4 protein-coding genes and 1 pseudogene are annotated in these 10,356 nt (G+C 57.7%); 2 read left to right on the forward strand and 3 right to left on the reverse strand.

What is annotated here, in order from left to right:
• From AB4043_RS16135 to AB4043_RS16145, 3 genes and pseudogenes are all read right to left on the reverse strand, one after another.
• Positions 1-568: pseudogene (locus AB4043_RS16135) on the reverse strand (hypothetical protein); the annotation flags it as partial.
• Positions 568-1,698: an FxLYD domain-containing protein gene (locus tag AB4043_RS16140; protein ID WP_442307513.1), complete on the reverse strand. Its 1,131-nt coding sequence runs from the start codon at positions 1,696-1,698 to the stop codon at positions 568-570. The pseudogene AB4043_RS16135 and the gene AB4043_RS16140, both read right to left, overlap by 1 nt.
• Entirely contained in the window at positions 1,695-3,410 is a 1,716-nt protein-coding gene (locus AB4043_RS16145; RefSeq protein WP_442301202.1) for a hypothetical protein, read from the reverse strand. The genes AB4043_RS16140 and AB4043_RS16145 overlap by 4 nt, the downstream gene beginning before the upstream one ends.
• A gap of 279 nt (positions 3,411-3,689) precedes the next feature.
• On the opposite strand from AB4043_RS16145, the gene AB4043_RS16150 reads away from it, so the two are divergent.
• Positions 3,690-7,274: a tetratricopeptide repeat protein gene (locus tag AB4043_RS16150; RefSeq protein ID WP_442307514.1), complete on the forward strand. Its 3,585-nt coding sequence runs from the start codon at positions 3,690-3,692 to the stop codon at positions 7,272-7,274.
• Positions 7,275-7,491: 217 nt separating this feature from the next.
• On the forward strand, positions 7,492-10,356 hold a 2,865-nt coding region (locus AB4043_RS16155), incomplete at its 3' end, for a glycosyltransferase (RefSeq protein ID WP_442307515.1).

Here is a 10,356-nt window from a genome sequence, read left to right on the forward strand (position 1 = left end):
TATTTGAGATATCTCCAACGCGCGCCGTAAATCGCGCTGAACCCTCTTTGGTGGCTGAGTTCATCGTCGCCCACGCCAACCCGTTGCGCGTTGTTACCGTACGCGTTAGGGTCGCCCCACCGGCGATGGATAGCTCAAGTGTTGCAGGCATTGGGTTGGTGATCAGGTTTCGATACGAGTCGAAGACATACATGGAGCCGCTGATGCCATTGGCCACATTGACCGGCAAACGGGAAGGCCGCGCCAGAAAGCCCAGGGAACCCGGCTGCGCAGCGGGCAACACATCGAATTCTGCGTTTTTCGCCGAAGACTCGGTTGCCAGTACCGCCGTATAGTGTCCGGCGCTGTATAGCTCCCCTGTGGCAAACGAGACACGCTCTCCAAGTTGAAGATCCCGGCGAAGCGCCTGTCCTGGGCCGACTATGTACAAGGCAGCCTTTCCGCTGCCGGCCGTGGTGACGGTGAAGGCGCTTCCGGCCGTCACCGTACTCGGGACCTGCATCTCCTGAGCAGCCATCTCCGATATCGGCAGAGCGAGAGTCAGTAAAAGCAATGCTCGCGGTTTCACTAGGAATTCCCCTGAATATAGGTAGAGACCACGGTGCGCTCACTCTTCACCTTTCCGGCGAGGTCCTGAGGCACGGGAACGCGGAAATCCACGGGAGTCTGCGGCTGCAGGGCGCGATCGATATACTGCCCGCCGACCCAGAGCACCTGACCGTTGGCGTCATAAAACGTCGTCAACACATGGGAGACATTGACCGTATGTCCGCTCTGGTTTGTGAGCTGACCCGTGACAGCAGCGCCGGAACCTTCCTGGTACTGCTGGTTTTCAATCTCGACCACCGGGTCGGCCGATGCGGCCACCAGTACGGAAGTCGGTTCCATGCGGATGGTGGAGATCTTGGAAAGGTCGGTTCCCGGGAAATGGATGATGAATGGCGTGACCTGTTTCGGCAGCAGGGTATGCGAGATCATGTCGAAGGAGCCTTCGCTGTCCAGCGTCTCTCCTGCCTTGGTTACGAGTGTGGCTTTTACCGAGACGAAGGCGGGTACAACGTCCTCGTTCAGCAACTCACCCATCACCACGACACCTTCAGCGCGGCTCAGGGGATGCATGTCGACGATGCGAACATGGGGTGCTTCCACGTCCTGGCTCCCCCAGTCGTCGCCCGCGCCGCGATAGATGACGTCCCAGCGCAGGTAGTTGACTGGAATCACCTGCGGCGGTACAGGTGACTCGTGCTTCAACGGCCAGTTGAGCGCCCAGCGGTTACCTACTTTGACGGCATGAACGTCGCGTGCGTCATCGAAGTTGCCCACGACTGAGGACCAATGCATCTTCATCGTCAGGTCGGCGTCAGTTGCGGATTGATGGAGGGGGCGCACTTCGACGCTGTCGAGCGTTGCATAGGTGCGGAGGCTTAGCCCGGTACCAAGCAGGTCGCGCTCGAAGTCGGCTTCGCTGAACTCGGCCTTATTGGCCAGGCTTGAATACGCCTTGGCCAGCGCGTGCAGCTTGAGCTGCGCGGTAAGGTCATTCACTGCCGCCTCCGGAGTTGAGGTGGAGCTGAGTATGCCTTCCGTCTTGCCTCCACCATAGGAAGCAGCGAYGGCGGAGGGCCACAAGGTGCCTGCGGTGACCAGCAGGCCGGTCGTGACGGCAATCGCGGTAGCGAGAAGTCTTCCTTGGCTCACGACACCATTCCTCCAGAGACGAGATGTTCCCGCGTATAGGCGGCATCTGTAACATGCTCCGGACGCAACCGCTTTTCCGGAAGTAGAACGACAAGCATGGCAAGAAGGCTGAAGCCGACTGGTAGCGTCCCCCAGATAAGACCCTGGAAGTGGGTCGGCATCTCCGCGGCATTCATCGGAAGCGCGGGGGGCACTCCGTCCTTGCTCCAGATGGTGATTGTCTTGTCGTCAAGAGAATCTACCTGGCGCCAACCGGCGAAGTAGAGCAGCGGATCGTAATAGGGATCGCGGACGATGATGAACTTCAGCCCGTACCGGTCGGCATGGTTGAGCATGGCCCTCAGCGAATCCAGGCCAGGCTTGGCAAAGTACTTGGAACTGGTAAGGGCTGCACCGCCAAACTGGGTAAGCTCCGGCAACATACGGGCCGAATTGGATTCTCCATCGACGCTATTGGCGTTTGTCTGCATTGCCAGGCGTGACAGCTTGTTCCCAAACCCCAGCGTGATGTAGCGGTAGTGGTCATGCCCGTCTCGGTTGAGCCACAACGCGACAGAATCAACGTTGAGATTGGATGCATCGGCCGGCTTGTATGTCGACCACGCCACTGCCAACGCGCATGTGGCTGCTGCAAGCGATGCAATCGGGATTAGCGCCTTCAGCCGAAACCGGTCAACAGCCTCCACGATCACCTGGCCAAGGATAGGCAGGCAGAGCAAGGTCGCCCAGTAGCTGAACCGCTCGAAGGTCAAGACGTTGAAGGAGCGGCCCAGCAGGACCGGAGCTACAGGAGTGGTTCCACCGAGGCCAAGCAGGAACGTCGCCCAGAAACCGATCAGCAGCGGCCGGAGCCGGCGGATGGAACTGCCGCGAATCACGATGAAAGGCAGGGCCAGAATCAGGGCGCCATAGGGGACGACGAAGTAGTTTATTCCCGCTTCTGGGCTCAGCAGAAAGTTGGCGCGGCTGGCGTGGGCAATGGGGGTCTGGGTTACGGGATAGCGGATCAATCCGATCCAGAAGGGGAGTAGTACAGCCGCAATCGCCGCTCCAGCGGCAACGGCGATCGAGACAACGCGGACCACCAGGGCTGGCATGGAGACCTTATCTGAGTCCTCGCTGTCGCGGCCATCCATCCATGCGAGCGCGATGACCGGCAGCGCAAATAGCACCGAGCCGAAGATGAGCGTGACGTGATGGGCGGCCGCCGCGGTTACCAGCAGCACAAATGCTTTCAAAAAAGATCGCCAGCTTCCGTGGCGAAGCCATTGGAAGAGAAAGGGAAGTGCGTTCAGGTAAATGGGAGCGGCGACGGTAGTACTGAGCTGGCCTGCCGAATAGACAAGAAAGCCTTCGGCGGCGATGAAGACGGATGCAAGCGCGGCGTATGATGCAGCGCGTGGGGAAACCCAGAGCTCCGCGAAGCGGTATACCCCTACAACCAGCAGCAGGATTCCAACGAACTGCACGGCCATATACGCCAGGTTCAGTCCCAGGACCCACGAAAGGATCGCGGTCCACTGCTGTGGCAGAGGCGGGTACGTGGTCTGGGAGAAACCGGCAAACCACTTGGGGTTCCAAGGGTCGAACCAGTGTTGTGCGTAGTGCGAGGCAAAGAAAATGTGGAAGTTGGTGTCGTACGACTTCAGCGGCAGCTGCATCAGCAGCAACGGCAGATGAACGGCTACAGCGACCATGAGAATGAAGCTCATGGGAATCGGTCGTGCAGATGGATACGCAGAAGCAGGATTTTGCAAGGGTCTTCCCTCTTGTGTTTCCTTGAGATGCGCTCTCTTCTGYTCTTAGTTGCTCACTCGAAAACTCCTTCAAATATGTAAGTTCGCTGTCCTCTGACTTAGGAGCCCGGACAACTTGCAATGCCTCCATCAGCATCCGAACGTGCAAATTCGCTAGCCTTGGAGCCCCCTCCCTTGAAAGCCTATCAACATAGTCTGCGCTTGAATCCGTCTTCCATTGATGGAATGTCCGGAATGGCGCAGACCTATCTCGCCTCCGGGCGTACGGGGGAGGCTGAGCGCCTGCTGAAGCAGGTCGTGGCCGCGGCGCCTCAGCGCAAAAACGAGCTTCTAATTCTCGGTGATCTGTACATTCGGACAGCAAATTACCAGGAGGCAAAGATCTGGCTTGAGAAGGCCGAGCATCTGGAGCCCGCGGCGCAGACAGAGCTCCTGCTCGCGATTGCGTCCCAGCATCTGAAGCAGATGGACCAGGCTGCCCATTATCTGGAACTGGCAAAGGGCCGGGCCCCGAACAACCCTGACGTGCAGCGGGCGTTTGCCGCCTTTTATCGTGATACTGGTGACTACGACAAAGCTGTCTCGTCGCTTCTCGGAATCCGCAATCCGAAGCCCGATGTGGTGGCCGAGTTAGCGTTTACGTATGGCCTCGCGGGACGCCCGGAAGAGTCGGCGCGGACCTACGCCCAGGCCGCGGACGCCATGCCGCGTGATCTCACTCTGCAGTTATCCGCCGCACAGGCACAGGTGGGCATTGCATCTTTTGATCGCGCAGAAGAATTCCTGCAGCGTGCGTCCAGGCTTGATGCAAACTACTATCGCCTGCACGCGATTCGCGGCCAGATCGCACAGATCCAGGATCGYGATGAAGATGCGGCCCATGAGTTCAGCGCTGCGATCGCGGCCCTGCCACCTACCCCGATCGAAGGCCCGTTGTACGGCATCCAGCTCCACATGGATCTCATTCCGCTCTACAAGAACCTCAACCAGCCTGACCAGGCTCGCCAGGAACTGGCAAGTGCGCAAAAGTTGATTGGCAGTCTGGATGAGCGCGGATCCGATCGTGCCGCGTTTCTTCGTCTGCGAGCCGTGATTCACTCCGAGTCCGGCGAGTACGAGGCGGCTCTGAGTGACATGAAGGAGTCTCTCGCGCTCACCCCGAACGATCCCAATAGTCTTCAGCTCAATGGAGACGTGCTGATGAAACTCGGCCGCACCTCCGAAGCGATCGCGGTGTTCCAGCAGGTTCTCAAGCTCGATCCTCGTAACCGTTTTGCCCTTACGTCTCTGGGCGTGCCTCAGGTGTTGCGGGAAGAGGAGCGGTACTTCAACTTCATGGGAGATTACCGTCGGTCCGCGGACCTCGGCCATCAAGCCATCAAGATGGTCCCTCGTGATCGCGAGGTCATTGTCTACCTCGGATACGATCTGCTTCATCTGCAGCTCTTCGACGAATTGCAGACTCTTACGACAAACAACCTGGATGTGCTCCCCAAGGATGCTGATGTCCCGCTTTTGGCCGGGTATGTCTACAAGCACAATGGTCAGCGCGAGGAGGCGGTGAAGAGCTTCACCGAATCGCTGAAGCGGGATCCGAAGGTGGCGACAGCCTATACAAACAGGGGATTTGTCTATAACGATCTACGTAAGCCGGCACTGGCCGCTGCCGATTTTGAAGCAGCACTCAAAATCAAGCCTGATGATGCGGATACGCATATGGGCCTGGCATTCGCGGAGTTGAATCTCGGTCATCCGAAGGCTGCAATCGAGCAGACACAACTCGCTGAAGCGATCGCGGGCGATTCAAAGATGATCCACGTCGTGCGGGCAACGGCGTATGGCCGGCAGGGAGCGCTTACCAAATCTACACAGGAGTACCGGGCGGCTCTCCAGTTCGATCCGGATGATGGTTCGCTGAACCTGGGGCTGGCCAATATCCTGATGGCGCAACGTCGTTATCGCGAAGCTCTGGAAGAGCTGCAAAACGCACGGGAGCACCTGCCGAAAGACGCCTCTCTCTACGCCGTCATGGCCCGGGCCAACGCAGAGCTGCACAATCACGACGAAGCAATGCGTGACGTCGATCTGGCCGAGCAGTATGCTGTGGCGCCAGCCTCGCCGGACAAGACGAATGCAGACGACTCAGACGCACAGGACGCGCTTGCCGACATCTATGTATCTACGGGAGAGGCTTTGGGTCTGCTGGGGCAGCAGGACGCGGCGATGAATCGTTTCAGCAAGGCGCTCGGGTTGCATGCGAAAGACCGCGTGGGTGTACGTCTGGCCGTCGCCAAGAATATGGCGAAACAAGGGCGGACTGAGGACGCGGAGCGTCAGATCGCTTTGGCACAGATGGAAGTCGATGCGAAGGACGCCGATCCTCCCAGCGGCGAACAATATATCGCCATGGCAAGCGTGCTCCAGCAATTGCATGAGTACGAGCTCTCTGAGACGTACCTCGAACGCGCCAAGGCCGCAGGTGCGCCAGACACCTCTGTGCGCATCACTCTCGCCAATAGCTATCTGGCACTGGGAGAGACGCGCCGCGCCGCCGCCGAACTCGCTGCTGTCAAGCAGGTGGAAGACAGTGAAGTGGACTATCAATACCTTCTGGCGCAAGCGTCGCTGTACCAGCAGGAACATCGGAGCGCGGAGACGCTCTCGTCCTTTGCCGCAGCAGCTTCTGATGCCGGCGAAGATCCCACAGCGGAGCAGCGCCTTCTTGAGGCTGGGGGGACGGAGGGCTACCGGGTAAATCCCAAGATCAGCCTGCTCTCGAACCTTGTGGTGCAGCCCATCTTCGAAGACAGCACCGTGTATGTTCTCGATTCGAAGTTGAATAGCCCTGCGGGTCCGGTGAGCTCGTCCGATGTCGCGAACCTGCCGCCGCCAAGGTCTTCGGTGGAGACCAACCTGCTCAACTCCTTCAATCTGCACCTGGCATCGCTGCCGACGACGAGTGGATTCTTCCAGGTCCGAAACGCACAGGGCACCATCTCTGTCCCTGCGACACGCTCCGTCGTGCAGCGCAACACGACTGACTACGCTCTCAATTTCGGAATTGATCCTACACTGCACCTGGGTTCGAACGTCGTCTCGCTCAATAGCGGCATACAGGGAACCGTTCGCCGCGATACGCGCTCTCCGGTTCAGATGAACCAGAACCTCTTCCGCGTCTTTACGTATGCGAGCACGAGTTCGTTCTTCAATGCACTCTCCGCGGATGGCTTCTTCTCGGCCGAATTTGGCTCGTTTACCGATACGCCGATCACCGAGCGTCTCCTCTCGGGCGCGATCAATTTTCGGGTTGGTATGCCATGGGGCAAGACCGCATTGATTACCGGTTGGAAGACGACCGACCAGCGGTTCGACTCTTCCCAATTAGGAAACAGCCGAAACTTCTACACATCGACGTACATCGGTCTCAGCCGACGCTTCTCGTCGCGTTTTAGCGCGGAAGCGATTGCCGAAGATCTTCGTTCGTGGCGGAGCCAGCCGTACTCGCCTATCCATTCGGCCATCTCGCAGGCTCTTCGGCCCGCTGCTTCCATTCGTTATTCCCCGACTACTCGCTGGGAGATGCAGGCATCCAGCTCCTATGAGCTGACACGTGGGTTTCATGTCTATGACATGATCCAGAACTCGTTTACGGTTTCCTACGTTCGGCCGCTCGAACGCAACTTCAATGAGAGCACAGGGGCAGTGCGCCTGAAGTATCCCATCCGTTTGGCGGCAGGTGTTCGCACACAGAACTTTCCCAACTTTACCCAGGGTCCGAGCCAGAAGCTGGTTCCGTTTTTCAGCCTGACCATCTTCTAGGCGATCAGTTCTTATAAGTGGAAGCTGTTTTCATTCTGCAAACACTTTGACCGAATGAGGCGGCGGTTACTTAAGTTTGCAGGATTGACGGGCACTTTCGGACATTCATCTGTAAAAAAATGACCTTAAGCAATACATCCAATTACTCATTTCGGCTCTTCTAAGTACCATGATTCGAATCTGCCTAGTCGCGGCGTTTCCTCCAAGCAAGGGGCCGTTGAACGAATATTCCTACCATATCGCGAGAGAGATTCAGCGTCATGAAGGTGTAGAGCTGATCGTTCTCGCGGATGAAATTGAAGAGTACAAGTTCGTCACAGATGCTCATGGAAAAACCCTCTCTTCAGAAGAGGTGCCAGGTCTTCCAGGCGTAAAGATCGTGCGCTGCTGGAAGGTCGACAGCCTGGCGAACCCCGCAAGGCTTCTTAAAGCAATTCACGAATGGAGACCAGATGTGGTCTGGTTCAACCTGGTGTTCTCGAGCTTCGGAACGCCGAAGAATCCAGTCGCTGCATTTCTAGGGCTGTTCGCCCCGGCTCTTACCCGGGCAGCCGGATTCTACACCCACATTACGCTCCATCACATCATTGAACACGTCGACTTCAAGAGTGCTTCTACTGCAAGCCTGCAACGGGAAAAGCTGCTGCGCACCGGAACGTATGTAGCAACACGTGTTCTGTTGAAGGCGAACTGGGTTACGGTTCTGCTATCGGATTACCGAAAGACACTCGAAAGCAAGTATGCCGCTCGAAACATCATGATCGGTACGCATGGCACCTTCACCACCATCTCAGAGGGGCCCGATTTAAGCCGACGTGGAAACCCGGAACATCGCATTCTTGCCTTCGGGAACTGGGGAACCTACAAGAGGCTCGAGAGGCTGATGGAGGCGTTTCCCGCGGTACTTGAGAAGATTCCCAATGCGCGGCTGATCGTGGCCGGTGGAAATCATCCCGCCGCCGCCGGCTATTGGGAGTCTGTGCGCGCCTCGCTGCCGCCCCACCTTCCGGTTGATTTCCTCGGCTATATCCCTCAAAAGGATGTTCCAGAGCTGTTTCGTACCAGCTCTCTTCTGGTGATGCCCTATGACTCTTCGACGGGGTCCAGTGGTCCGGCACATCAGGCTTGTGAGTATGGCCTCCCGATTGTCTGCTCGGATATCCCAGACTTTCGATGCATGGGGACAGACGATGACATGGCAATCCTGTTTTACAAAACCGGCGATGCCGCGGATTTTGCCAAGAAGATCGTCAGTGTTCTTGAATCTCCTCAGCTCCAGTTGGAGATGTCAGRGCACAACTACCAGGCCGGCGTCCAGATGGCGATGGCGAATGTCGCCCGCACCTATCTTCGCTGGTTTGAGCTGCACAAGCTCAAGCGGATTGTGGATGCCAGAGGATTGGCAAGGCGTTTCCGTCCATGGAGCGTGTGGACTCGACACGTCGGCGGAATGCCTGTGCAGCACATTTTCAGCGGTGGATATGCTGCCCGGGAAGAGCCGGCCGCTGGTGCTGTCCTCAACTGGCGTGCCTTAGTAAAGGCGAAGTGGATTGTTTTCCTGTTCCTGCTATTGATATTGAGCGGATGCGGTTCCGGCATGTCAGGTAACCCGATTGTCCTGGTCACCTTGAATGCCAATCCTACTTCGATCTCTTCTGAAGGTTCGGCCGTCCTGACCGTAACCGCAACGAACGCTACGCATATCTCCGTCACAGGAAGTGACGGTAGTAGCTATACGCTGTCGCCCCTGGGCGGGACCCAGAGCGTATCTCCATCTGCAACAACCACATATACAGCTACCGCTACGGGGCTCGGAGGGGCAAGCGCTACCGCTACCGCGACCGTAACGGTAGGTGGAGCGGCCAACCCGCCCACAGTCACCCTGGGTGCTAATCCTACCTCGGTCTCGTCTGGCGGATCTTCGATACTTACCGCGACCGCGACGAACGCGACSCAGGTTGTYATCACAGGAACRGAYGGCAGCCGCTAYACGYTWYCRGCRACRGGCGGGACCCAGAGCGTGACGCCYTCTGCGACRACYACCTATACGGCGACCGCCACAGGCGCTACCGKCGGCACRGCAACWGCCACCGCGACGGTGACAGTGACGGCCAAYSCSGCGACAGTCACCCTGAGTGCCAATCCGRCTTCSATCTCMCCCGGTGGATCTTCAGTCCTCACCGCGACTGCGACGAATTCGACGAAGGTGGTGATTACAGGGACAGATGGCAGCAGCTATACGCTGTCGGCGACGGGCGGAACTCAGACTGTGACACCGTCCGCAACCACAACCTATACGGCCACCGCTACGGGCACCAACGGCGGTACTGCTACCGCCACTGCGACGGTGACAGTGACGGCCAACCCGGCAACGGTCACCCTGAGCGCCAATCCGACTTCCATCTCACCCGGTGGATCTTCGACCCTCACCGCGACTGCGACGAACTCGACGAAGGTAGTGATTACGGGGACAGACGGCAGCAGCTATACGCTGTCGGCTACTGGTGGAACCCAGAATGTGACGCCAACTGCAACTACGACCTACACCGCGACAGCCACTGGTGCAAGCGGAGGCAATGCAACTGCTACTGCGAAGGTAACGGTGACAGCGGATTTGCAATCCATCCGCCATGTCATCTTTATGCTGCAGGAGAACCACAGCTTCGACCAGTACTTCGGTATGTTGAACCCGTATCGCCTGACGAACAACTTGAATGTCGGTGACGATGGCAAAACTTATGACGTCGACGGCATCGACGACAAACTAGCCAAGATAAGCAATAAGAGCGATGAGGGAACAGCCTACTCGTTGTTCAAACTGACCAGTAGCTGTGTCGAAGACGAGACATCCTCATGGCTGGAAAGCTATGGCGATGTCAGCCGATACGATTTCACGACTGGCAGGTCCATCCTGATGGATGGTTTCGTGCATACCAACGAAAACTATGCGAAGAATTGCCAGGCCGCTGGCAAAGGATGTGCGGGAACCTTCACCGACTTCACGGGGCGTCGTGCCATGGGGTATTACGATCAGGGCTTCCTGAATTACTACTACTACATGGCGTCTCAGTTTGCTCTTTCC

Source organism: Terriglobus sp. YAF25 (assembly GCF_052113305.1).
GTDB lineage: Bacteria > Acidobacteriota > Terriglobia > Terriglobales > Acidobacteriaceae > Terriglobus.

Excerpts from the sequence above, each read along its gene's own strand:
- AB4043_RS16145 (WP_442301202.1), bottom strand. The coding sequence starts at position 3,410 with ATGAGCTTCATTCTCATGGTCGCTGTAGCCGTTCATCTGCCGTTGCTG.